The sequence below is a fragment of the Cryobacterium luteum genome (assembly GCF_900110125.1).
Taxonomy (GTDB): domain Bacteria; phylum Actinomycetota; class Actinomycetes; order Actinomycetales; family Microbacteriaceae; genus Cryobacterium; species Cryobacterium luteum.
This window is the reverse complement of the sequence record NZ_FOCN01000003.1, coordinates 148730-170970: the sequence shown is the minus strand read 5'-3', so window position 1 is coordinate 170970 and position 22241 is coordinate 148730. Positions and strand designations below refer to the sequence as shown.

Below are 22241 nucleotides of genomic sequence, written 5' to 3'. Positions count from 1 at the left end.
TGCCAGATCAGCGGACTTTCAGGTGCGCGGGCTGCGGGAGGTCAGACCGAGTGCTCGGGGGTCGGCGCCTCATCGGTGATGCCGATGAACTGGCTGCCGATGCCGTCGCACTCGGTGCGGCCGAATCCGGGGGCCGGTTCGGGTAATTCGTCGAAACCGTGGTTCGAGCAACTGATGTAGGTGAACGTCGGCCACCACTTTTTCGGGCGGACGGCTTCGGTGTAACCACAAATCGTGCAGGTGAGCTGCACCCAGACCGGCTTCTTGCCGGTGCGGTTGGCGCGCGACTGCACCAGCCAGACCGGCGGTTCAGCTTCGAGTTTGGCGAGCTGGCCCTCGCTGAGCCGCGAGGGAATGCCGTGGCGGGCCGCCATTTCCAAGGGGATATCCAGGCGCAGTGCTACTTCTCGTCGCGTAATCATCACAGGCAACGATAGGCGTTTGGGAGTGTGGGCGCAGCATCCGCTAGCCGTCAGCGCCTGATTACCCCCCGAGCGGCATGGGACAATGGCCAGATGCCTACGCCCGTCTCCCCCCTCGGACTGCTCCTCGACGTCGACGGTCCGATTGCCAGCCCGGTCACGCGCACCATCGCCAAACCCGGCATCCTGACCGACCTGATCACGCTCGCGGCCGGACAGGTGCCGATCGCCTTCATCACCGGTCGCTCGGCCGACTTCATTCGCGAGCAGGTCGTCGCCCCGCTCGTGGCGGCCGGTCTGCCGGAGAGCTTTCGAATGTACGGTGTTTGCGAAAAGGGCGCCGTCTGGTTTCCGATCGGGCACGACGGCATGGGTGAGGTGGTCGTCGACCGGGCCCTGGCACTGCCGCAGGCCGTCATAGACGACGTGCGCCGGCTGGTCACGCGGTCGTTCGCACGGGAGATGTTCTTCGACGAGACCAAGCAGGCCATGATCTCGGTCGAGCAGCGCACCGACGTGAGCCATGGTGACTACCGTGCCCGCCAACCCGAATTCAACGCGGCGGCCTTCGCCCTCCTGGTGAAACACGGCCTGGGCGTGCGCTTCAACGACCTTGAATCAGCGGATGCCTCCGGGGAGATTCCGTTTCGGCTCGACGCCACGATCATCTCGACCGATATCGAATCGGTCACCCTCGACAAAGACCACGCCGCCAGGCGCGCGCTGGCCTACTTCGCGCAGAGCGGACCGCTGCCCCGACTGTGGCGCTCGGTCGGCGATTCCCGCAGCGACTATCGCATGGCTGACCACTTGCACGAGGCCGGCTTCGACGTCTCCCACGTGGACGTACGACCCGCCGACGGGATTCTGGACCGACCGTACCCGGTGATCGTCATCGGCGACCAGATCCACGATGAGGCCGGGGCGACGTTCCTGCATCACTGGGTGCAGAAGCTGGCGTTGCCCGCCGACAGCTAGGTCGTCACGAAGCGGATGCCGTTTTGCAGGGTGCTGCGCAGCTCGAAGACTTTCTCGAAACTGCCGCGTTCCATGCCGGCCAGGCCGTCGCGGAGCACGCCGACGAGGCGCGAACGCGGGATGGCGATGATCATCGGGCGGCGGCCACGCTTCGGCAGCGACACGGGTTCCTCGAGCGCGCCGTCGGGCAGGACGACGATGAGGGCGGTGAACCGCACCTTCAGCGCGCGGGTGATGGAGCGCGCGGCATCCTCGAACTGGTGAATCGGACGGTCATCTTCGGGCAGGTCGTCGCCGACCAGTTCGCCGCGGCGCAGTTGCACCGATGCTCCCCAGTCCTCGGAGAGCACGCCGAACAGGCCGGCCGGGCCGAGGATGATGTGGTCGAGTTTGTCGGTCTGGCCGCCGGTATCGATGTCGTGCCAGGCGGTGAAACCGATGCCCAGGTTGCCGACGAGCGCAGCGGTGGCCTCCTCGGCAAGAGCCTTGGCGAGGCAGTGGCGCACGAGTTTGGGGGCGCTGCGAATGAGGGCGGGGGCGTACGGGTCATCGATGACCGTGCCGCGACCGGCCCATTCGCGCACGAGATCGAGGTATCTCAGCCGGGCCTGGCCGCCGGGGTGGCCGTGCATGCGGGTTTTCAGGCTGGATTTCGTGGCTGGACCGCGGGTGGATGGGGCGGCGTAGGCATCCGCAGCGGCAGGCTGCTCGGGACCGTCGAAACGTCGACGATCGTAGGCAGCACGGTTCTCGGGGCTGCCGATGCGCTCCCAGGCGAGCTGCACGGCGTGAAATTTGGTCGCGCTGCCGCCGACGTCGGGGTGCGTCTGGCGAAGCAGCAGCCGGTAGGCACGACGCAACTCGTCGTCGGTCGCGGTCGGGCTCACGCCGAGGACCTCGTAGGGAGTGGATGCGGCCGGGCTGTCTTGCATCCTGGGCGGGACCTTTCCGTGTTCGAAGGCGATCGCTGCGAAGGCGATCGAAGGTCAACGGTACCGCGGGATTCTGACATTGGGCCGAGGTACGCCGAGCGAGCCCTGGCCGGCTGCGCGCGGTCGGTTGCTGTCGCCGGTTCGAACGCGACGTTGGCGCTGACTAGTCGCGGAGCAGGTGGAACGGGATCGCCATGGCGATGGAAACGCAGACGATTCCGCCGATGAAGATCGGTGCCATCAGGGACGTGACCGAGAACGCCAGGCCGAACAGCCAAAAACCGAAGACGAAAATCGCAAACGCGACGACGAAGGCGACAATGTTCATGGGTGGTCCTTTCACGGCAGCGCCCGCGTAATTTCGCCAGTCACTGAGTTGAGCGTAATGAATATTTGTATTGATTCGAGCGTACCGGTTGGGGCCAGGAGTGCTTACATCGAATCCCTGGTGACCGGCTCGATCAGTTCGGGGCCGTTTCCGGTCACCGGAGCGACCTCGTGAAAATCCAGCGATTCGACGACCTCGTGCGAGGCTGCCACGGCGGCATCGATGAGCGACTGGTCGCCCTGTGTGGCCGGGTCGAGCCAGTGGTCCCACCATTCCTCCGGCAGGGCGACGGGGGTGCGATCGTGGATTTGCGCGAGCGGACCGCGCGCATCCGTCGTCAGGATGGTGGCGGACAGCACCCAACGCGCCGGGTCGGTGTCGGCGGCGGCCGGGTTCTTCCACCAGGAATACAGGCCGGCGAAAGCCAGCGGCAGGCCGTCATCGGAATGGACGAAGTAGGGCGTCTTGACGTTGCCTTCGGTGTGCCACTCGAAATAGCCCGTGGCCGGTATCAGGGCACGCCGTGACCGTACTGATGTTTTGAAGGTCGGTTTCTCAGCGGCGGTTTCTGCGCGGGCGTTGAAGGTCGGAAATTTCGATGTCGGTTCCGTGGCGAACGAGGGAATCAACGACCAGCGCGCCGATTCCAGCCGCCGCACGGCCGGATCGGTCCTGGCGGATTCGAGCACGATGGGAATCTGCTCGGTCGGCCGGATGTTCCAGGACGGCTCCGGCAGGTTCTCCCCCTCGTGTTCGACATCGAACATGGACGCCAGATCGGGCGCCGTATCGGTAATGATGAATCGACCACACATGTCTTCAGAATACCGCGCCCTGCCCGGACGTCTCCCTGTTGTCGGCTAGCGTCGATGCAATGGACGATCGATACAGTGCAGACGTGCTCTCCCCCGGCTGGCGCGCCGCCGGCCGCCGTGTCATTCCGACGCAGGAAGCCACCCGAGACCTGGTTGTGGAAGAGGTCGCGACCGGATTCTGCGGCGCCGTCATGAGCGTCGATAAGAAGATCGTCACCCTGGAGGATCGGCACGGCAAACTGCGACTCTTTCCGCTCGGCTCCGGCTTTCTGATCGACGGCCGTGCGGTGACCCTGGTGGCTCCGACCATGGCCGCTGCCCTCGGCCGGGTGCGCACGGCCTCTGGCTCAACCGCCGTGCCGAACGCGCGGGCCAGGGTCGCTCGTGCGAGCCGCATCTTTGTCGAAGGTCGGCACGACGCCGAACTGGTGGAAAAGGTCTGGGGTGCCGATCTGAGAGTTGAAGGGGTCGTCGTGGAATACATCGAGGGCGTCGACAATCTCGACGACATCCTCCGCGAATTCCGGCCGGCACCTGATCGTCGCGTCGGAGTGCTCGTCGACCATCTCGTGCCCGGGTCCAAGGAGAGCCGCATCGCGGAGGCCGTGGCGCGCGGGCCGTTCGCCGCGAACGTGCTCGTGGTCGGGCATCCGTTCGTCGACGTGTGGCAGTCGGTCAAGCCGGCTCGGGTTGGCCTCCAGGCCTGGCCGGAGGTGCCGCGGAGTATCGAGTGGAAACACGGCATCTGCGATGCGCTCGGCTGGCCGCACGAGGAGCAGGCCGACATCGCCAGGGCCTGGCAGCGAATTCTTGGCCGGGTGCACACTTTTGCCGATCTGGAACCGCAACTCCTGGGCCGCGTGGAGCACCTGATTGATTTCGTGACCGCCGAATGACACGCCGTAAGACATTGTGAAAACCGGGTGCCGTGACCCTCGACAGGCAGTGGTAGACCGGGAGTTCACCCGAATTTCGCCGTGAACGTAACGCTTTCACGTCGAAAAGGCTGGGAATTTTGAAACCATCCAGACTTGTGGGCTAGTGTTGGACTCGAAGTTGTAGTGCTTGCACGTCTTAAACGCACCGATCGTGATTCAACTGGATTGCGGTTTGTGCGCCACATTCCTTTCGGAAGCGGACGACGAATACCGCGACGAACGGTCCCGACAGTCGGGGCCGGTCTAACACTCCTGGAGGAGTTTTACAAATGGCAACAGGTACCGTGAAATGGTTCAACGCTGAAAAGGGCTTCGGCTTTATCGCACCCGACGACGGAAGCGCCGATGTTTTCGCGCACTACTCCGCGATCGCGTCGAACGGCTACAAGTCCCTCGATGAGAACCAGAAGGTCGAGTTCGAGGTAACCCAGGGCCCCAAGGGTCCTCAGGCCGAAAACATCCGCGCCCTCTAAATAGAGCTTGCGAAGAACGCCTCCCGCTCACGCGGGAGGCGTTCTTGTTTTAACCGAATTGGTCTGGACCGGTCAGCAACGACCCACAGTCCGTCCGCGGTGCTACTTGACCAGATCTTGCCAGCCGTCACCGTCGACGTACTCAAAGATCAGGTTGGTCTCGGTGTGGGCGACGGCCGGATGCTCCGCGAGGTGTTCCAACACGAAGTCACGCAGGTGGGAGGCATCCGCGGCGGCAACGTGCAGCAGATAGTCATCGGCTCCGGCGGTGTGGAACAGGCCGATCACCCCGGGCCAGTGCGGGGCTGCGTTTCGAAAGTCATCGATCTGTACCCGGGCGTGCTTGGCCAGCCGCACCGAGATCAGGGCCTGCAGGCTCGCGCCGAGTGCGGCCAGGTCGATGTTGGCCCGATAGCCGCGAATGTGGCCGAGCTGCTGCAGACGGCGCAGACGCAGGGACACGGTGGATTCGGCGACGCCGATCTCGCTGGCCAGGGCCGCCCCAGAAGCCCTCGCATTGACGGACAGGGCACGCAGTAAAGCGCGATCAACCCGGTCAAGTTCCGGCTTCTTCGATTCCATTAAGAGACTCCCTCGTTACCAAGGAGTTTATGCGATGTGAAGATCAGTTTTGGAAGGGTCTGCAGAGTGCCTTGTAGGAACGCACAGAATCTGCTTCTGTGAGGTCATGCTGCCATCGACGCCACACATCGAAACCCTAGCCGTGCATGCCGGAATGGACGGCCTCACCGAGGCCGGGGTTCACGTTCCGGGAATCGACCTGTCGACAACGAATCCGCTGCGAACAGTGGAGACCGGTGGTGAGTCGTACGAGAACCTGGCGACCGGAGGCACTCCCCGACCTGAGGACTCCGCCGTCTACCAGCGGTTGTGGCAGCCCGGAGTCGCCCGGTTCGAGTGCGCCCTGGCGGCGTTGGAACAGGCTGAGGGCACAGTGGCCTTCGCCACCGGAATGGCCGCCCTTACCGCGACGCTGATCGCGACGGTGACCGCCGGCAAGCCGCATATCGTGGCCCTCCGCCCCCTGTACGGCGGAACCGACCACGTCCTGGCCAGTGGGCTGCTCGGCACGACGGTCACCTGGACCGACCTGGCCGGCGTTACAGCGGCCATCCGTGCGGACACCGGTCTGGTCGTGCTCGAGACGCCGGCCAACCCGACCCTCGAGCTCACCGATATTCGGGCGGTCGTTGCGGCCGCCGGAGATGTTCCGGTGCTGGTCGACAATACCTTTGCGACGCCGGTGCTGCAACGCCCGATCGAGTGCGGGGCTACCCTGGTTCTGCACAGCGCGACCAAGTTCCTCGGCGGGCACGGCGATGCCATGGGCGGAACCGTTTCGGGGCCCCACGAGTGGATGGTGCGGCTGCGGCAGGTGCGCGCGCTCACCGGTGGCTTGCTGGCGCCGTTCAACGCCTACCTGCTGCATCGCGGGCTGCGCACCCTGCCGATTCGGGTGCGCGCCCAACAGGACACGGCGGGTGTGATCGCTGCCCGGCTCAACGAACATCCGGCGTTGTCTCGCGTACTTTACCCCGGCCTGCCCGGCCAGGACCCGCAGGGGCTGATCGGCCGACAGAGCGCGGGGGCCGGTTCCCTGATGGCCCTGGACCTGGGCTCCTACGCAGCCGCCGTGCGCTTCACCGAAGCACTGAGGCTGGTCACGCACGCCGTGTCGCTGGGCGGTGTCGACTCCCTCGTTCAACACCCGGCATCCCTGACCCACCGGCCGGTCGCGGCAACGGCACGCCCCGGCGCCGGTGTCGTGCGCCTGTCGATCGGACTCGAACACGTCGATGACCTGCTCGACGACATTCTCACCGCACTGCTGGTCGCCCGTGCGCCCGTCAGTGTCGAAAACAAGGCCCGGTCGACGACGCTGCGTGACTAGCTAGCTGCGGCCGAGACGGCGGCGCAGCAGGTCGATGCGCATCTGCAGCTGGGTCACGCTGGCCTGCGCGACGGCGGGCCCGCCACAGATCCGACGCATCTCAGCGTGGATCATGCCGTGCGGCTCGTTGGCCAGCTTCGACCACATGCCCACCAGGCTCGACAGCAGGGTGCGCTGTTCCTTCAGCGTACGGTAAAGCGGCGGCGGCTCCAGCGGGGCGATGTCGCCGGTGACGGGGTCTCTACGCTTGTCGGTGGACCGCTTGGACTGACGGGACTGGCGTTGCCGCAGCAACTCCGACACCTGCTCCGGCTCGAGCAGGCCGGGGATCCCGATGAAGTCGAACTCCTCATCGGTGCCCGGCTCGGCGAGCTCACCGAATTCATCACCGTCGAACATGACCATGTCGAAGGTCGCCTGCGAGTCCAGGGCCTGCCAGGTGAAGTCGTCCACGCCGAGGTCATCGGACGCTTTCTCTTCCTTGTTCGCCGCAGTGACCATGGCGTCTTCGGGGTTGTACATGCCATCGTCGCCGTCGTCACGGTTGCTGCGGTCGAGGGCGTGGTCGCGTTCCAGTTCGAGGGCGTTGGCCAGGCTGAGCAGCCCGGGAACGTTCGGCAGAAAAATGGACGCCGTCTCTCCACGACGACGCGCCCTCACGAACCGGCCGATCGCCTGGGCAAAATACAGCGGGGTGGCCGCGCTCGTCGCGTACACGCCGACAGCGAGACGCGGCACATCAACACCCTCCGACACCATCCGCACGGCGACCATCCAACGCCGCGTGTTCTTGGAGAACTCGTCGATCCGGTCGCTGGCTTCTTTCTCATCGGAGAGCACGATCGTGACCGGCTCACCACAGATGTCCTCGAGGATAACGGCGTAGGCGCGTGCGGTGGTCTGGTCGGTGGCGATGACGAGGCCACCGGCATCCGGAATGCCGTGCCGCACCTCGGTCAGACGCGAATTCGCGGCGCGCAACACCGACGGTATCCACTGGCCGCTGGGCTCGAGTGCGGTGCGCCAAGCCTGGCTCGTGATGTCCTTGGTGTTACCCTCGCCGAGTTTTGCTTCCATCTCGTCGCCGGCGCGGGTGCGCCATTTCATGTGCCCGGCGTAGACCATGAACATGACCGGGCGCACCACGCCGTCGGCGAGGGCACGGCCGTACCCGTAGGCGTAGTCGCTCTGCGACATGCGGATGCCGTGCTTGTCGGGCAGGTAGCTCACGAACGGAATCGGCGAGGTATCTGACCGGAACGGGGTACCGGTCAGTGACAGCCTGCGGGTGGCCGGGCCGAACGCCTCACGAATCGCGTCGCCCCAGCTCAGGGCGTCTCCCCCGTGGTGGATCTCGTCGAGGATGACCAGGGTACGGCTCGATTCGGTGAGCTGCTTGTGCAGGGCGGCGCGCGCTGCGACCTGCGCGTAGGTGACGACGACTCCGTGATAGTGGCTGCCGTAACTGCGGTCGGCGTTCTTGAACATTGGGTCGAGACGGATGCCCGCGCGCGCCGCGGCATCCGCCCACTGGTTTTTGAGATGCTCGGTCGGGGCGACGACGGTGATGCGATCGATGGTTCGCCGGGACCGAAGTTCGGCCGCCAGACGCAGGGCGAACGTTGTCTTGCCGGCACCGGGCGTGGCCGCGGCGAGGAAGTCTCGCGGTTCGTGCACGAAGTAGGCTTCGAGCGCTTCGGCTTGCCAGGCACGCAGCTTGCCAGCGGTACCCCAGGCGGCGCGTTCGGGGAAGGACGGCGAAAGATGTTCGGCTGCACTCGTTCCCTGCGCGGGACCGAAAACCGATGGAGTATTCACTTCTGACAAATCTACCAAAGCCCACTGACGTTCGCGTGCAGCGCGCTCGGTTCGACCCGACCCGGGTGGTCCGACAGAATGGGTCGATGACGAAGCAACAGCATCCGTGGTCGCGCTACGTCGCCCTGGGCGACTCCTTCACCGAAGGCATCGGCGATCCTGAGGTGCAGAGCCCCGGCGGGCACCGGGGCTGGGCCGATCGGGTCGCCGAGATTTTGAGCGACGGCACCGAGGACTTCGCTTACGCCAACCTCGCTGTGCGCGGCAAACTCATTCGGCAGATTGCCGACGAACAGGTCGAACCGGCGCTGGCGCAGCGCCCTGACCTGATCACCATCTCGGCCGGCGGCAACGACGTGCTCCGACCGGGTACCGACCCGGACTTCATCGCTGCGCGCTGTGACGAAGTCATTTCTCGGTTGACCAGCGATGGCGCGACGGTCGTGCTGTTCACCGGTGCCGATGTGGGCTTCTCCCCCGTGTTTCGCAGCATTCGCGGCAAGGTCGCCATCTACAACGAGAACATTCGCGCCATTGCAACGAAGTACGACTGCATCGTGGCCGACATGTGGCAGCTCACCGAGATCCAGGACCCACGGCTGTGGGCGCCAGACCGGCTGCACCTGAACGCTCTCGGACACCACACGGTGGCCCGCATGGTGCTGCAGACCCTCAACGTGAAGAATTCCCTCGAACCGAGCGCGCCAGAGCCGATGCCGGGTACCAGCTGGCGTCAGGCGCGCACCGAAGACTTCGCATGGGCGCGGGAGTACCTGGTGCCGTGGGTGCTGCGTCGGGTGCGGCACCAATCCTCCGGCGACAACGTCCTGCCCAAACGGCCGGCGGCCGGCCCGTTCACCCTGCCGACGGTCTGACCGGCAGGTCGCTCTGAGCGTCAGCCCGCCGCGAGTTCGCCCGGGTGCCCCATGCGCCAAGCTGGGCCGGGATCGGTCAGGCCCCGGTGCAGTTCGAGCGGCACGGTCACCGTCGTCGGCGTTCCGGTCCCGATCGTGAACGACACGTCCCCCACCTCGTCGCCGGCCCGGGCGAGCTGCACGTCGGCGGCCGCCGCGGCGCCGCTGATCGGTGAGTCCGACCAGACCAGAACGGATGCCGCCCGCTCGGCGACGATGTCACTCACGTCGCCCCACTCGGTCGTGTAACTGCCGAACACGGCACCGGCTTCAACCAGCGCGACCTCGTGAAACCCGGGCTGCACGCTCGTGATCAGCGCGGAAATCGCAGAATTGAGCTCGGAGTGCGTTTCACCGTCCAGCACCACGCCGACAACGGTGACCGTGGTGGTTCCGACGGTGAAGTCGGTCGAGAACAACAGGCAGGCGCCGGCCACATCCGTCGTTCCCGTCTTGATGCCGTCGACGCCATCACGGCCGAGCAGCTTGTTGGTGTTGGTGATGGTGCCGATGACGGGCAGGACCGCCGCAGGAAGGGCCACGATCTCGGCGAGGGCCGGGTGGCCGACGACGAGCTTGCCGATTTCCACGAGGTCAGCCGGACTGCTCACGCTCGACGAGGAAAGGCCGCTGGTGTCGGCGACACTGGTCTGGTCCAGCGAATTGTCAGCCAGCCAGGCCTTCGCCGCTGCCAGGTAGTTGTCGATGGATCCGTAGGCCCACACCGCGAGGGACGCCGCATAGTTGTTGGCCGACGGCAGCAGCATCGCCTCGAATGCCTCCCGCTGGGTGAGCACCATTCCGGACACGACGGGAGCCACCGAACCGTTTTCGGCGATCACGTCGTAGTAGATGTCCACGTCGGCGTCGGTGAACGTGATGTCGGGCCCAGCCTCGCCGGCACCGAGCGGCTTCGCATCGAGGATGACGAGTGCGGTGACCATTTTGGTGATACTCGCAATCGGCACCGTGTCCTGCGCGCCGCTCGACGCCAACACGCCGGGAAGACCGACAGCGCCGATGGCGCTCGCACCGAAGGACGGCCAGGTCGGGGCGGCCATCGGCTGGGTGAGGTCGGCGGGCTGCACGAGGGCCGCGGCGCTCACGGGTACGGGAGCCAGAGTGGTGGCGCCGACATATCCGACGCCGCCCAGCACCAAGAGAACAACGCTGAAGACGGCCAGTCGCCGACGTTGGAGGACTACGCGACGGGAGGGAGACATCCGTTCAGCCTAACTTCTTCGCGTCGTTCATCGGGCCCGCCGACGTCACGAACGAATGCGCAGAGCGTAGGGCGTAGAGCGCGACGGCACTCGCGGATGCCACGTTAAGCGAATCCACACCGTGCAGCATCGGTATGGTCACCACCGTGTCGGAGGCAGCCAGGGCGTGCTGGCTGAGCCCGTCGCCTTCGGCACCGAGGATGATCGCGAGTCGCTCGGGTGGCGCCTCGGCGAACACGTCGAGCGACACCGCTGCGTCGGAAAGCGCCAGGGCCGCCAGGTGGAAGCCGGCCGCGTGCAACAGCGGGGTGGCAACGCTCCATTCCGGCAGGCGGGTCCACGGCACCTGAAGCACGGTGCCCATGCTCACGCGCACGCTGCGTCGATAGAGCGGGTCTGCGCAACGCGGGGTGATCAGCACCGCGTCGGCACCGAGCCCGGCCACGGATCGAAATATCGCACCGACGTTGGTGTGGTCCACGATGTCTTCCAGGATCACAATACGGCGGGCGTCGGTCAGGAGCGCCTCGACCGGCTCGAGCGCTGGCCGGTGCATGGCGGCGAGGGCGCCCCGGTGCAGGTTGTAGCCGGTCAGCTGTTCCAGCACGCTCGCCTCACCGACGTAGACCGGCACGTCCGGCCAGTCGACGAGCAGTCGCTCGGCATCGGGCATCCACTGTTCCTGAATGAGCAGGGAGCGGGGCCGATGCCCGGCGTTCAACGCCCGGGCGATGACCTTGGGCGACTCGGCGATGTACAGACCGCCGGCCGGTTCCAGAACCCGACGGAGGGCAACATCGGTCAAACGCGAATAATCGGCGAGACCCGCAGTGGACAGGTCGGTAATGCGGGTGATCTGCACGAAAACATGCCTTTCGAGATGAGTGTTTAGACCAAGCCTGACAGGTGGGTAGTCAAACAGGAAAACAGACGAGTTTAGAATCAAGGGGCGAGCAATAGTTCGTATTCGCCTTGGCCCGAAAGGAGCGCCGATGACTGCCGACTCGGCTTCGCCCCGCGACACGGTACTGGTCGATGCGCTCGAACCGTCTGACGCTCCCGATACCGCCGCCGCGCTCGCCTCGGCGCTTGCCCTCGATTCCGAGCGCGCAGTGGATGCCGTCGCGACGTTGCTGCGCGGCAAACGTGCCGCAGTGCTCACCGGAGCCGGTCTCAGTACGGATTCCGGTATTCCGGACTATCGCGGCGAGGGTGCGCCGACGCGCACCCCGATGACTTTTCAAACCTTCGTCGCCGACGAACGATCCCGTAAACGCTACTGGGCCGGAAGCCACCTGGGCTGGCGGGTTTTCCACCGGGCCGAACCCAACCTGGGACACCGATCTTTGGTGCAGTTGGAGAGCGCCGGCGCTATCGCCGGGGTCATCACCCAAAATGTCGACGGCCTGCACACCCGCGCCGGGTCGCTCCATGTGGTCGAGCTGCACGGATCCCTCGACCGGGTCATCTGTCTGGCCTGCGGTCAGGCGTTCGGGCGCGACAGTATCGCCGCTCGCCTCGAGACCGACAACCCGGTGCTGCGCAACCCGGAGAGCATTCAGATCGCCCCCGACGGCGATGCCGATGTGGGAAACATCGATGACTTCGTCGTGCCTGACTGCACCGTCTGCGGCGGCATGCTCAAGCCCAATGTCGTCTTCTTCGGTGAGCTCGTTCCCACGGAAACGTTTCTGGAGGCATCCGCTTTGATTTCGGGTTCCGACGCCCTCATCGTGGCTGGATCGTCGCTGGCCGTGAATTCTGGTATTCGGCTGGTGGAGCAGGCTCGTCGGCGCAAGCTGCCCATCATCGTGATCAACCGTGGGGTGACCAAGGGTGATGGGCGCGCCCTGCACAAACTCGAGGCCGGCACCTCCGAAACCCTCGCTGCCCTGGCCGCCCGACTGCTGGGCTGACCCCGTTTGTTCACGGAGCGAATCACCACGGTCGAGGGTGAACCGGCGACGACATCGTTCTCCATCGTGCGCCATGGCCAGACGGACTGGAACCTGCACCATCGAATTCAGGGCAGCACAGACATTCCCCTGAACGCCACGGGGCGAGCAGAGGCCGTCGCCGCAGCGATGCGCCTTGCCGGCCGGCGCTGGGATGTCATCGTGACCAGCCCGCTGCTGCGTGCGGCAGAATCTGCTCGGATCATTGCCGCTGAGCTTGGCCTGAACGATCCACAGGTCGTTGCCGCGCTCACCGAACGCCACCACGGTGCCATTGAGGGACTCACCTTCGCTGAACGTCAGCTTCGCTTTCCCGATGGTGTGGCCGTTCCCGGGCTGGAAACTCGGCGAGACGTCGTTGATCGCGTGCTTGTGGCCCTTGCTGCGCTTGCCGATGGGCGGGCGGGCCAGCGCGTGCTTGTGCTCAGCCACGGCGGGATCATCGGCACCCTGCTGCGTCACGTTACCGCGGGTGACCGGCCGAGGCACGGTGAATTCATCGCCAACGGGTCTGTGCACGATTTTCGGTGGCAAAACGATCAGCTACTGCTGACGCATTTCGATGCGACGACTCGCCTGCCGGGAGATCGTGGCGATTTTCCAGCGTCGCCCGTACTCTAACCCGGCACCCCACCGCACGGATGCCGCGCGTCACGCTGGACTTGCGCCAATGCGCGGGAGAATGGGGCTGGACACAACTCCAGCGCGACGCAAGGCGCTCGACCTGCGCCGTTGCGCGCGAATTGCGCGTCCCGCGCAGCGGCGCAGCTCCCGAGCGGCGTGAATCGCAGCTACGGAGTCGTCGAAACGGTTCCCTCGAGCACCCCGAGCAGGGTTCGAGCCGAGGCTTGCCAGGTGAAACGGGTAGCCTGGTCGATCGATCGAGCCGAACGGGCAGCCCACTCCCCCGGGGCTGCCAACTGATGCACCGCTCCAGCGAGTGCATCCGCACTCCTCGGATCGAAGTACAGCGCGGCATCGCCACCGATCTCCCGAAAGATCGGAATGTCGCTGACGATGACTGGGATTCCCAGGCTCATCGCCTCAACCAACGGAATTCCGAAGCCTTCATCGAGCGAAGCGGTCACAAGCGCGGTCGCCGAGCGCAACAGCCGGTGATATTGCTCATCGCTGACCCCGTCGTGGAAGACGAGGCGGGCCTGGGGTGCCAGCCGGCCGAGCCGGTCCCGTTCGGTCGACGTCACCCGACTGAGCAGATGCAGTTCGTAGTCCGGCAGGTCGGCCAGGGCCAGAACGAGCGTGTCGAGGTTCTTGTACGGCATGAAGGAACCCATGTAGATCAGTCGGGTCGTTTCCGGAATGCTCCGGTGACCGGGCAGACCCGGTGCGGGATCGGCGGCGTTGGGCACCACGGTGACGGGCCGCCGCGTCAGGTGGTGTTCCCTGATCAGTGAACGCGTGGTCTCGGAGACCGTCACGACGCCGTCGGCGCCGTTCAGCAGCATCCGTTGTGGCCACCAGGACAGGTGGTAGGCCCGCCAGAGCAGGCGGATGAACGGGGCCAGATCGCGCGGCGGTGTGCGGTTACGGTAGTAGATCAGGTCGTGCACGGTCAGGAACAACCGATACTTGCGGCCCCAGGACCCCATCGTCTGCATGGGGCTGAAGACGACGTCGGGTTTCAGCCGATTGACCGACAGCGCGACGAGCGGTTCGAACAGGCTGGTCGGTGCGCGCACCAACTGCCAGGGCAGAGCCGGAAGCATCTTCAGCTGGCGATGATCGCTGATCAACATGATGAGCGGATGCAGGCGGCCCAGTTCGGTGACCAGCCCCGCCGTGTAGCGGCTGATGCCGTCGTGTTGATCGAGGCGCACATAACGGCAGTCGACGACAATCCTCACAGCGGTCGCTCCGCCGCGAGGAAATCCCGAATGCAGGCTGCAGCCGGTTTCGGTTTTTCGTAGTGGATAAGGTGGCCGACATTCTCGATGACCCGCAGCGTCGCGTTGGGAAACAACGTTTTCAACCGGTACTGGGCGGCCAGGGGTGTGATGTCATCTTTATCGGCGGCGATCAGCAGCGTCGGTTGTCGAATCTGTGCGGCGAATTCGCTCACGTCGTGGCTGACCGAGGCGGTGAAGGCGGCCATCACGACCTGACGATTGGCGAAAGCACTGAAGTAACGGTCGTGCTGATTGTGAATCCAGCGCCGTAGCTGCGCATCATGAGTCTTGGCCATGCTCACGCTCATGACGCGCACGATGGCACGGTTTTGCAGCAGCGCATAACCCCAGCGCTCCGGCAAGGTCGCAGCGGCCCAGTAGTAGAAAACAGCCAGACGGGTCAGTATGCCGCGCGGCCCGGACAGTGCCGGAGCGGCGATCGGGTTGACCAGGATGACCTCGTCGACCGCCAGTTTGTCGGCGACGGCGGCAGCGACCACGATCGAACCGAAGGAATGGCCCAGCACGACCACCCGACCGGTCGGGGCCAGTACCCGAAGGAAGTCCTGTAGCCAGCCGACGTAGGCCGACAGGGAATGTGTGCCATCCCGAAATGGAGCAGACTGGCCGAATCCGGGCAGGTCGGGTGCCACGATGCGCAGGTCGGGTGAGCTTGTGGCGTCGCCGAGCATCTCGGCCACGACCAGCTGCAGGCCGTGGTGATCGCCTCGAAAGCCGTGCACCAGCACCAGCGTGGTGGTCGCAGCCGGATCGCCGTACTCCCAGTACCGCGTGTCACTCGCCCGGCGTTCGATGCCGGGAACGGATGCGGTGAGCTCGCGCACCGGGAGGCTCTGCAGGAGCTTGTCGTAGGGAGAAGAAACGATCATCGGACCTAGTTTAGGCGCGAGACTTGCGCAAGGCTGGACGTGCACCGGGGTGGTCGATCTAGACTCGAGCCACTATCTGCATCGAGAGAGCCCTTCGCGGGGACGGAAGGACTGCCGTGAGCTTCACCGCACCCATTCAGCTGCCCGGATTGGCCCTCGATCCGCGGTGGTATCGCCGTGCCGTCTTCTATGAGGTCATGGTTCGATCCTTTGTGGACAGCAATGCCGACGGCTCGGGCGACCTTTCCGGCCTCGTGTCGAAGCTCGACTACCTGCAGTGGCTCGGCATCGACGCCCTGTGGATTCCGCCGTTCTTCAACTCTCCGCTCAAGGACGGCGGATACGATGTGGCCGACTACCGCACGATCCTGCCCGAATTCGGCACGCTGGAGGAGTTCAAGGACCTCGTGACCAAAGCGCACGAGCGGAATATGCGCATCGTGATCGATTTTCCGCTGAATCACACCTCGGACCAGCATGAATGGTTCCAGCAGTCCCGTGAGGACCCCGACGGCCCGTACGGAGATTTCTACGTGTGGAGCGACACCGACGAGCGGTACCCCAACATTCGCATCATCTTTACCGACACCGAAGAATCGAACTGGGCCTTCGATCCGGTGCGCCGACAGTTTTTCTTTCACCGTTTCTTCTCACATCAGCCCGACCTCAATTTTGAGAACATGGCCGTTCAGGAAGCCATCTTCGATGTCGTGCGCTTCTGGCTGGACCTCGGCGTCGACGGCTTTCGCCTGGACGCGATCCCGTACCTGTTCGAATCCGAGGAGGGCAATGGCGAGGGTGAGCCGCCGACGCACGAGTTCGTCAAGCGACTGCGCTCCATGGTGGATCGGGACTACCCCGGCCGGGTCATGATCGCTGAAGCCAATCAGTGGCCGCGGGAAGTCGCCGCGTTCTTCGGCACCGAAGACGAACCGGAATGCCACATGGCCTTCGATTTTCCCGTGATGCCGCGCATCTTCTATTCGCTGCGCTCCCAGCAAGCCAACGAATTGGTGCGGGTACTCTCCGAGACGACCGACATTCCCGACGGCGCCGGCTGGGGCGTGTTCCTGCGCAACCACGACGAACTCACCCTGGAAATGGTCAGCGAGGAATACCGGCAGGCAATGTATGGCTGGTATGCCTACGACCCGCGGATGCGCGCGAACATTGGCATCCGCAGGCGGTTGGCGCCGCTTCTCGACAACTCTCGGGCGGAGCTGGAGCTCGCCCACGCCCTGTTGTTTGCCCTGCCGGGCAGCCCGTTCCTCTACTACGGCGACGAGATCGGCATGGGCGACAACATCTGGCTGCCCGACCGGGATAGTTCCCGCACCCCGATGCAGTGGACCCCGGACCGCAACGCCGGTTTTTCCGATGCCGACCCGGGCAAGCTGTTCCTGCCGATCGTGCAGTCCCTGGTCTACAATTTCACGCAGACCAACGTGGAATCCCAGCTGGCCCAGTCCGGTTCGCTCCTGCACTGGATCCGTAACGTGATCCACGTGCGCAAGGCACACCCCACCTTCGGGCTCGGCACGATCCGCGTGTTGAAGACCAACCACGAATCGGTGCTCGTGTTCACCCGTAGCTACGCCGGCTCTGGTTCCATCTTCGGCGATCAGCCGGAATCCGTGATGTGCGTCTTCAGCTTTTCGCACAATCCGGTCGCCTTCACCATCGAGGATGTCGACATGGCCGGCACCCGGCTCTATGACCTGTTCGGCGGCGCTGTCTTTCCCAGTTTCAACGAGGAGGGCGCCCTCACCCTCACCCTCGGGGCGCAGAGTTTCTACTGGCTGCATTGCGGCTGACGTCAGGAGCGCCAGCGGGCGGCGATGACCGCGGGTGCGAAATCACTCAACTTTTCTCTTTATTACGGCTCCCAGCAGACGTATTCTTGGGCTAACGAAGCAATCGCCCAGGGTCCGGAGGCCGGTCGATGGCAGCATGGTCGAGTTCAGACGGCGGAGTCGAGGACACGGCGCTGTGTGCCCATTTTCTCTCCTCCCTACCGGTCGACGGTGCTGCCGTGTCAGTTTTCGGTGGCGCAGTCCCCGAAACCGTCGTCTGCGCCACCGACAACCTCGCCGCTCGCCTGGATGAACTGCAGTTCGACCTGGGCGAGGGCCCGCGGTGGGTGGCGGCGCGCACCAGACTTCCCGTGTTGGAACCCCGGGTACGTGAGGGGGCTCACCCGCTGTGGCCGGTCTTCTCCACGGCACTGATGGACACCGTCGTCGAAGCGCTCTACGTCTTTCCGCTCACTCTCGGCGCACTCGATGTCGGAATTGTCGAGTTGTACAGCCGAACGCCGGGGGTACTGGATCGCACGGACCGGGCCAGAGCCTTAGTGCTGGCCAATAAGACGGCCTGGAACCTGCTCGATCGCCTGCTTTGCGTGCAGGAGTCACCGGCCGTCGGAGACGCTGGTTTGGCCTCCACGGCATCGCCCCTGTCGCGGCGGGAAATTCACCAGGCGACCGGCATGGTGCTGGTGCAGATGAACATCACAGCAACGGATGCTCTGCTCGTGCTTCGCGCGCACGCCTTCTCCCACGGCAAGACGGTACGCACGATCGCGGGTGACGTGGTCGCCAGACGGCTGCACTTTTCACCGGTAAATGATTGAAAATTTAGAAAGGTCACAGAATCACTGATGGTCACCATGACTCGCGCCTCCCGGGTGAGCGCCGCCTTCGTGAAGTTGACGGACACTTTGGTTGGCGAATATGACGTTCTCGACGTACTGCACACCCTGGTGGAGGAGTGCGTGGAACTGCTCGACGCCACCGCGGCCGGTCTACTCCTGGCCGATCCCAGCGGGGAACTCCAGGTGGTAGCGTCCACGAGCGAGGAGAGTTACCTCGTCGAGGCGCTGCAGCAGCAGGCCGGTGCCGGCCCCTGCGTGGACTGCTATCTAACCGGCAAGGTCGTTACGATGGGCGACATCGCCGCCTCCGGCGACACCTACCCGGACTTCAAAGCGGCCGCTCTCTCGCAAGGCTTTCGTTCGGTGCACGCCATTCCGATGCGGGTTCGCCATCGGGCGATCGGTGCGCTCAATCTGTTCCGCACCGAAACCGGCGACGTCACCCCCGAAGAGGCAGCGATCGGACAGGCCATGGCCGATGTCGCGACCATCAGCATCCTTCAGGAAAGCACCGTGCGCGAGGACGCCGTCGTCAACGAGCAACTGCAGCGGGCCCTCAACAGCCGAATCCTGATCGAACAGGCCAAGGGCGTCATCGCCCAAATCAGTTCCGTCGACATGGACGAAGCCTTCAAACGACTGCGAGCGGATGCCCGCGCGCGCAACCACACGATGCGCGAGAGTGCCGAAAATGTCATCAGCAGACGAATCCAGCTCTAAACGTCAGCTCTGATGTTGCGCCCCGCGCACGCCGTTGGGGCGTACCCGGCGGGCGGCGCGGATGCCTGTCGGTGGTCGCCCCTAGGGTGGAAGTATGAGCACCTGGAGCGATCACCTCGCCGTATTCGACCTTGAAACCACCGGCATCGACGTGGAAACCTGCCGCATCGTGTCGGCCACCGTCGCCGTTCTCGACGCGAGCGGCACGGCCGTTGAGCGCATCGATTGGCTGGTCGATCCAGGTATCGACATTCCGGCCGGCGCGACCGGCGTGCACGGCATCACCACCCAGCAGGCCGTGGAGCACGGCCGCCTCGCGTCGGAAGCCGTGGCGGAGATCGTCACGGCCCTCCGCGGGCATCTGAGCGACGGTCTGCCCATCGTGGCCTATAACGCCCCGTACGACCTCACCCTGCTCGACCGTGAGGCTCTGCGCTACGGCATTGCCCCCCTGGCCTCGCCCAGTCCGATCGTCGATCCACTGGTCATCGACAAGGCCGTCGACAAGTATCGCAAAGGAAAGCGCACCCTCGCGGTCACGAGCGCGTTCTACGGCGTGGCTCTCGACGACGCCCACGATGCCGGGGCCGACGCGATCGCGGCCGGCCGCGTCGCTCAGGCGATCCACCGAGCGCACGCAGGCGCCCTGCCCACGACCCTCGACGAGATGCATTCTCTGCAGGTCACCTGGTACCGCCAGCAGGCGGAAAGTTTTCAGGAATACGTCCGACGCGGCCGCGATCCTGAATTTCTGGCGGACACCGCCTGGCCGCTGCGCTAACTCACTGCGCGGAATCGATACGAAGAAGGCGACCAGCCGGAGCTGGTCGCCTTCTTCGCTGTAAAATCTGGTGCTATTTGCCGAAGCCCTTGTAACGCGAGTTGAACTTCTCGACACGACCGGCGGAGTCCATGATGCGCTGCTTACCCGTGTAGAACGGGTGCGACTCGGAGGAGATTTCCACGTCGATGACCGGGTATGTGGTTCCGTCTTCCCACTCGATGGTTTTCTTGCTGGAGACCGTCGAACGAGTCAGGAAGGTCGCGCCGGAGGCGAGGTCGCGGAACACGACGGCAGCGTACTCGGGGTGGATGTCAGACTTCATGAAATTTCCTTTTGCACTTCTGGTGAACAGACTTGTAACTGGTCACAGTGCTGTTCGTTTATGGGGCCCCGCCCGCCATGCGCAACACAACGACGGCAAGCTGGGTGGCCAGATGGCCAGCCACTTACCTTAGCAGACATTGCTTTGGCAGAAATTGTCCTGGCAGAAATTGATGCGGCTGAAAGCCGAGCTGTTCGGATGCTCGGTTCAGAGCGCCCGGGCCGAGTAACGACCGTCGGTCTCGGTGAGTTCGATGTTAAGACCAAATGTCTCGCTCAACGCCGTCGCGGTGAGTGCCTCACCGATCGGACCGGCCGAGACGACCTGCCCGCCCGCCAGCAGCAGCACATGGGTGAACCCGAGCGGAATCTCTTCGACGTGGTGCGTGACCATGATGATGGCCGGCGAGTTGGGCTCCTGTGCGAAACCGCTGAGCAGCTGCAGGAGCGATTCGCGAGCGCCGAGGTCGAGGCTGGCTGCGGGCTCATCGAGCAGCAGAATCTCCGGGTCGGTCATGACGGAGCGGGCGATCTGCACCCGCTTCTGCTCGCCGTCGCTGAGGGTGCCGAACTTGCGGTCGGCGAGGTGGTCGAGTTTCCATTCCTGCAGTACGCGCTGGGCGCGGCGTTCGTCGATGGTCTCGTATTCTTCGTTCCACCGGCCGGTGACGGAGTAAGCCGCCGTCATGACGACGTCGAGCACTTTCTCGTTGCCCGGCACTTTGCGGGCCATGGCGGTCGAGGCGAACCCGATTCGGGGCCGCAGCTCGAAGACATCCGTTTCGCCGAGTGTCTCATCGAGCACTTCGGCCTGCCCACTCGACGGGTGCATGAAGGCGGCGGCGATCTGCAGCAGGGTGGTCTTGCCAGCGCCGTTCGGCCCGAGGATGACCCACCGTTGGTCGTCGTCGACGCTCCAATTCACTGAGTCGAGGATGGTGGTGCCACCCCGGACGACGGAGACGCCGGTGAAATGCAAAACGTTGACCATACAGCCATGTTATCGGGCGGCGCCAGTGCTGAAATACGCCGGGCCGTCGCGGCGACCGGCCCAGTGCCAGTGCCAGTGCCAGTGATCAGAGCAGGGACGCGTAGATCTCGCGAGTGCGAGTGGCGATCTGGCTCCAGCCGAATTCGTGCTCGGCCCGCAGGCGACCGGCGCGCCCCATCTCGGCGGCACGGGCAGGGTCGCTCACAACCTCGGTGAGGATGCGGGCGAGGTCGGCGACGAACTGCTCGGGATGCAGCGGGGTACCGGTGCCGTCCGTGAGCTGCTCGATCGGTACCAGGCGCCCGGTTCGGCCGTCGGCGACGACCTCGGGTATCCCTCCGGTGGCCGTGCCGACGACGGCGAGGCCACAGGCCATGGCTTCGAGATTGACGATTCCGAGGGGTTCGTAGATTGACGGGCAGACGAAGACCGTGCCGTGGGTCAGCACCGCAGCGAGCTCTGGCTGGGCGAGAAGCCGGTTGATCCAGACGACGCCCGACCGTTCGCGCTGCAGGGCCTCGACGCCGGCGGTGACTTCGGCGAGAATGCCGGGAGTGTCGGGCGCACCGGCGCACAGTACTAACTGCACCTCGGGCGGCAGCAGCGCCGCAGCGCGCAGCAGGTAGGGCAGTCCCTTCTGCCGCGTGATGCGGCCGACGAAGACAACGGACGGCCGGTCCGGATCGATTCCCAGCCCGCGCACGAAATCAGCGTCCAGCCGGGGCTTCCAGCGCTCGAGGTCGATGCCGTTGTACACCGTGTGCACTCGGCCCTCATCGAGTGCCGGGTAGCTGCGCAGGATGTCGCGGCGCATGCCGTCGCTGACGGCGATGACGGCATCCGCTGCCTCGAAGGCCGTTTTCTCGATCCAGCTCGACACACGATAGCCACCGCCGAGCTGCTCGGCCTTCCACGGGCGCAGGGGCTCAAGGCTGTGGGCGGTGACAACGTGCGGGATGCCGTGCAGCATCTGGGCGAGGTGCCCGGCCGCGTTGGCATACCAGGTATGTGAGTGCACCAGATCGGCACCGGCGGCGTCCTGGGCCATCTGCAGGTCGACGCCCAGCGTGCTCAGGGTGGCGTTGGCATCGACCAGCTGTTTCGGCACCGCATAGGCGAAGGTATCAACGTCTGAGCGGGGCGCACCGAAGCAGCGTACCGAGACGTCAATGTCTTCGCGGAGCGCTCGTACGAGCTCCGTGACGTGCACTCCCGCTCCCCCGTAAATCTCCGGGGGGTACTCCTTGGTCATCAAATCCACTCGCAT

General features: G+C 64.9%; 24 protein-coding genes. 11 read left to right on the top strand and 13 right to left on the bottom strand.

Annotated features, from left to right (window positions below):
* Positions 1-41: 41 nt before the first annotated feature.
* Positions 42-422 (bottom strand): hypothetical protein, encoded by a 381-nt coding sequence (locus BMW72_RS05085; RefSeq protein WP_092107931.1) that lies wholly within the window; start codon positions 420-422, stop codon positions 42-44.
* A gap of 93 nt (positions 423-515) precedes the next feature.
* Here BMW72_RS05085 and BMW72_RS05080 point away from each other — a divergent pair, with 93 nt between their 5' ends.
* Positions 516-1400, top strand: a complete 885-nt coding sequence (locus BMW72_RS05080) for a hypothetical protein (RefSeq protein ID WP_092107929.1) — start codon at positions 516-518, stop codon at positions 1398-1400.
* Here BMW72_RS05080 and BMW72_RS05075 read toward each other — a convergent pair.
* The 3 genes from BMW72_RS05075 to BMW72_RS05070 all read right to left on the bottom strand — a co-directional run bounded on the left by BMW72_RS05075 (position 1397) and on the right by BMW72_RS05070 (position 3475).
* Positions 1397-2332, bottom strand: coding sequence for a J domain-containing protein (locus tag BMW72_RS05075; RefSeq protein WP_092107927.1), 936 nt, complete (start codon positions 2330-2332; stop codon positions 1397-1399). The two genes, BMW72_RS05080 and BMW72_RS05075, sit on opposite strands and share 4 nt — an antisense overlap.
* 163 nt (positions 2333-2495) lie before the next feature.
* A complete protein-coding gene (locus BMW72_RS18660; protein WP_166787699.1) occupies positions 2496-2660 on the bottom strand; it encodes a hypothetical protein in 165 nt (54 codons plus the stop codon).
* A gap of 104 nt (positions 2661-2764) precedes the next feature.
* Entirely contained in the window at positions 2765-3475 is a 711-nt protein-coding gene (locus BMW72_RS05070; RefSeq protein WP_092107925.1) for an SOS response-associated peptidase, read from the bottom strand.
* A gap of 59 nt (positions 3476-3534) precedes the next feature.
* Between BMW72_RS05070 and BMW72_RS05065 the strand changes: the two genes are divergently transcribed.
* Both BMW72_RS05065 and cspE read left to right on the top strand, forming a co-directional pair.
* Positions 3535-4371: a DUF3097 domain-containing protein gene (locus tag BMW72_RS05065; protein ID WP_092107923.1), complete on the top strand. Its 837-nt coding sequence runs from the start codon at positions 3535-3537 to the stop codon at positions 4369-4371.
* Between the two features lie 311 nt (positions 4372-4682).
* Entirely contained in the window at positions 4683-4886 is a 204-nt protein-coding gene (gene cspE, locus BMW72_RS05060) for a transcription antiterminator/RNA stability regulator CspE (RefSeq protein ID WP_035840308.1), read from the top strand.
* Positions 4887-4988: 102 nt separating this feature from the next.
* Here cspE and BMW72_RS05055 read toward each other — a convergent pair whose 3' ends face one another.
* The gene (locus BMW72_RS05055) at positions 4989-5468 is read right to left on the bottom strand and encodes an Lrp/AsnC family transcriptional regulator (protein ID WP_092107921.1); all 480 of its coding nucleotides are present in this window, start codon (positions 5466-5468) and stop codon (positions 4989-4991) included.
* 106 nt (positions 5469-5574) lie between these two features.
* Between BMW72_RS05055 and BMW72_RS05050 the strand changes: the two genes are divergently transcribed.
* A complete protein-coding gene (locus BMW72_RS05050; RefSeq protein ID WP_092107919.1) occupies positions 5575-6798 on the top strand; it encodes a trans-sulfuration enzyme family protein in 1224 nt (407 codons plus the stop codon).
* Here BMW72_RS05050 and BMW72_RS05045 read toward each other — a convergent pair whose 3' ends face one another.
* A complete protein-coding gene (locus BMW72_RS05045) occupies positions 6799-8616 on the bottom strand; it encodes a DEAD/DEAH box helicase (RefSeq protein WP_092107917.1) in 1818 nt (605 codons plus the stop codon).
* Positions 8617-8702: 86 nt separating this feature from the next.
* Here BMW72_RS05045 and BMW72_RS05040 point away from each other — a divergent pair, with 86 nt between their 5' ends.
* Entirely contained in the window at positions 8703-9491 is a 789-nt protein-coding gene (locus tag BMW72_RS05040; RefSeq protein WP_092107915.1) for an SGNH/GDSL hydrolase family protein, read from the top strand.
* 20 nt (positions 9492-9511) lie between these two features.
* Here BMW72_RS05040 and BMW72_RS05035 read toward each other — a convergent pair whose 3' ends face one another.
* Both BMW72_RS05035 and BMW72_RS05030 read right to left on the bottom strand, forming a co-directional pair.
* Positions 9512-10753: a D-alanyl-D-alanine carboxypeptidase family protein gene (locus tag BMW72_RS05035; RefSeq protein ID WP_092107914.1), complete on the bottom strand. Its 1242-nt coding sequence runs from the start codon at positions 10751-10753 to the stop codon at positions 9512-9514.
* 4 nt (positions 10754-10757) lie between these two features.
* On the bottom strand, positions 10758-11615 hold the full coding sequence (locus BMW72_RS05030) for a TrmH family RNA methyltransferase (protein ID WP_092107912.1): 858 nt from the start codon (positions 11613-11615) through the stop codon (positions 10758-10760).
* A gap of 130 nt (positions 11616-11745) precedes the next feature.
* On the opposite strand from BMW72_RS05030, the gene BMW72_RS05025 reads away from it, so the two are divergent.
* A complete protein-coding gene (locus BMW72_RS05025; protein WP_092107910.1) occupies positions 11746-12669 on the top strand; it encodes a Sir2 family NAD-dependent protein deacetylase in 924 nt (307 codons plus the stop codon).
* 6 nt (positions 12670-12675) lie between these two features.
* On the top strand, positions 12676-13329 hold the full coding sequence (locus BMW72_RS05020) for a histidine phosphatase family protein (RefSeq protein WP_092107908.1): 654 nt from the start codon (positions 12676-12678) through the stop codon (positions 13327-13329).
* Between the two features lie 170 nt (positions 13330-13499).
* Here the strand turns inward: BMW72_RS05020 and BMW72_RS05015 are convergent, their stop codons facing one another.
* Both BMW72_RS05015 and BMW72_RS05010 read right to left on the bottom strand, forming a co-directional pair.
* Positions 13500-14573 carry a glycosyltransferase family 4 protein gene (locus BMW72_RS05015; RefSeq protein ID WP_092107906.1) on the bottom strand — a complete coding sequence of 358 codons (1074 nt, stop codon included), beginning with the start codon at positions 14571-14573 and terminating at the stop codon, positions 13500-13502.
* Positions 14570-15505, bottom strand: a complete 936-nt coding sequence (locus BMW72_RS05010; protein ID WP_092107904.1) for an alpha/beta fold hydrolase — start codon at positions 15503-15505, stop codon at positions 14570-14572. Before BMW72_RS05010 ends, BMW72_RS05015 begins: the two co-directional genes overlap by 4 nt.
* Before the next feature lie 116 nt (positions 15506-15621).
* Here BMW72_RS05010 and treS point away from each other — a divergent pair, with 116 nt between their 5' ends.
* The 4 genes from treS (at position 15622) to BMW72_RS04990 (ending at position 19659) form a co-directional block, all read left to right on the top strand.
* On the top strand, positions 15622-17319 hold the full coding sequence (gene treS / locus BMW72_RS05005) for a maltose alpha-D-glucosyltransferase (protein ID WP_092107902.1): 1698 nt from the start codon (positions 15622-15624) through the stop codon (positions 17317-17319).
* 128 nt (positions 17320-17447) lie between these two features.
* Positions 17448-18137: a GAF and ANTAR domain-containing protein gene (locus tag BMW72_RS05000; RefSeq protein ID WP_092107900.1), complete on the top strand. Its 690-nt coding sequence runs from the start codon at positions 17448-17450 to the stop codon at positions 18135-18137.
* Between the two features lie 27 nt (positions 18138-18164).
* Positions 18165-18878: a GAF and ANTAR domain-containing protein gene (locus BMW72_RS04995; protein ID WP_092107898.1), complete on the top strand. Its 714-nt coding sequence runs from the start codon at positions 18165-18167 to the stop codon at positions 18876-18878.
* 94 nt (positions 18879-18972) lie between these two features.
* Entirely contained in the window at positions 18973-19659 is a 687-nt protein-coding gene (locus tag BMW72_RS04990) for an exonuclease domain-containing protein (RefSeq protein WP_092107896.1), read from the top strand.
* Between the two features lie 73 nt (positions 19660-19732).
* Here BMW72_RS04990 and BMW72_RS04985 read toward each other — a convergent pair whose 3' ends face one another.
* From BMW72_RS04985 to glgA, 3 genes are all read right to left on the bottom strand, one after another.
* Positions 19733-19984 carry a type B 50S ribosomal protein L31 gene (locus tag BMW72_RS04985; protein ID WP_092107894.1) on the bottom strand — a complete coding sequence of 84 codons (252 nt, stop codon included), beginning with the start codon at positions 19982-19984 and terminating at the stop codon, positions 19733-19735.
* Positions 19985-20191: 207 nt separating this feature from the next.
* Positions 20192-20974, bottom strand: coding sequence for an ABC transporter ATP-binding protein (locus tag BMW72_RS04980; RefSeq protein WP_092107892.1), 783 nt, complete (start codon positions 20972-20974; stop codon positions 20192-20194).
* An 85-nt stretch (positions 20975-21059) separates the two neighbouring features.
* Positions 21060-22241 (bottom strand): glycogen synthase, encoded by a 1182-nt coding sequence (gene glgA, locus BMW72_RS04975; protein ID WP_092107890.1) that lies wholly within the window; start codon positions 22239-22241, stop codon positions 21060-21062.

Coding starts and splice junctions, on each gene's coding strand:
- BMW72_RS05010 (WP_092107904.1), bottom strand. CDS start 15,505: ATGATCGTTTCTTCTCCCTACGACAAGCTCCTGCAGAGCCTCCCGGTG.
- glgA (WP_092107890.1), bottom strand. CDS start 22,241: ATGCGAGTGGATTTGATGACCAAGGAGTACCCCCCGGAGATTTACGGG.
- BMW72_RS05000 (WP_092107900.1), top strand. CDS start 17,448: ATGGCAGCATGGTCGAGTTCAGACGGCGGAGTCGAGGACACGGCGCTG.
- BMW72_RS04990 (WP_092107896.1), top strand. CDS start 18,973: ATGAGCACCTGGAGCGATCACCTCGCCGTATTCGACCTTGAAACCACC.
- cspE (WP_035840308.1), top strand. CDS start 4,683: ATGGCAACAGGTACCGTGAAATGGTTCAACGCTGAAAAGGGCTTCGGC.
- BMW72_RS05040 (WP_092107915.1), top strand. CDS start 8,703: ATGACGAAGCAACAGCATCCGTGGTCGCGCTACGTCGCCCTGGGCGAC.
- BMW72_RS05080 (WP_092107929.1), top strand. CDS start 516: ATGCCTACGCCCGTCTCCCCCCTCGGACTGCTCCTCGACGTCGACGGT.
- BMW72_RS05050 (WP_092107919.1), top strand. CDS start 5,575: ATGCTGCCATCGACGCCACACATCGAAACCCTAGCCGTGCATGCCGGA.
- BMW72_RS05070 (WP_092107925.1), bottom strand. CDS start 3,475: ATGTGTGGTCGATTCATCATTACCGATACGGCGCCCGATCTGGCGTCC.
- BMW72_RS05065 (WP_092107923.1), top strand. CDS start 3,535: ATGGACGATCGATACAGTGCAGACGTGCTCTCCCCCGGCTGGCGCGCC.
- BMW72_RS05085 (WP_092107931.1), bottom strand. CDS start 422: ATGATTACGCGACGAGAAGTAGCACTGCGCCTGGATATCCCCTTGGAA.
- BMW72_RS04980 (WP_092107892.1), bottom strand. CDS start 20,974: ATGGTCAACGTTTTGCATTTCACCGGCGTCTCCGTCGTCCGGGGTGGC.
- BMW72_RS05025 (WP_092107910.1), top strand. CDS start 11,746: ATGACTGCCGACTCGGCTTCGCCCCGCGACACGGTACTGGTCGATGCG.
- BMW72_RS05035 (WP_092107914.1), bottom strand. CDS start 10,753: ATGTCTCCCTCCCGTCGCGTAGTCCTCCAACGTCGGCGACTGGCCGTC.
- BMW72_RS05055 (WP_092107921.1), bottom strand. CDS start 5,468: ATGGAATCGAAGAAGCCGGAACTTGACCGGGTTGATCGCGCTTTACTG.
- BMW72_RS04995 (WP_092107898.1), top strand. CDS start 18,165: ATGGTCACCATGACTCGCGCCTCCCGGGTGAGCGCCGCCTTCGTGAAG.
- BMW72_RS04985 (WP_092107894.1), bottom strand. CDS start 19,984: ATGAAGTCTGACATCCACCCCGAGTACGCTGCCGTCGTGTTCCGCGAC.
- BMW72_RS18660 (WP_166787699.1), bottom strand. CDS start 2,660: ATGAACATTGTCGCCTTCGTCGTCGCGTTTGCGATTTTCGTCTTCGGT.
- BMW72_RS05075 (WP_092107927.1), bottom strand. CDS start 2,332: ATGCAAGACAGCCCGGCCGCATCCACTCCCTACGAGGTCCTCGGCGTG.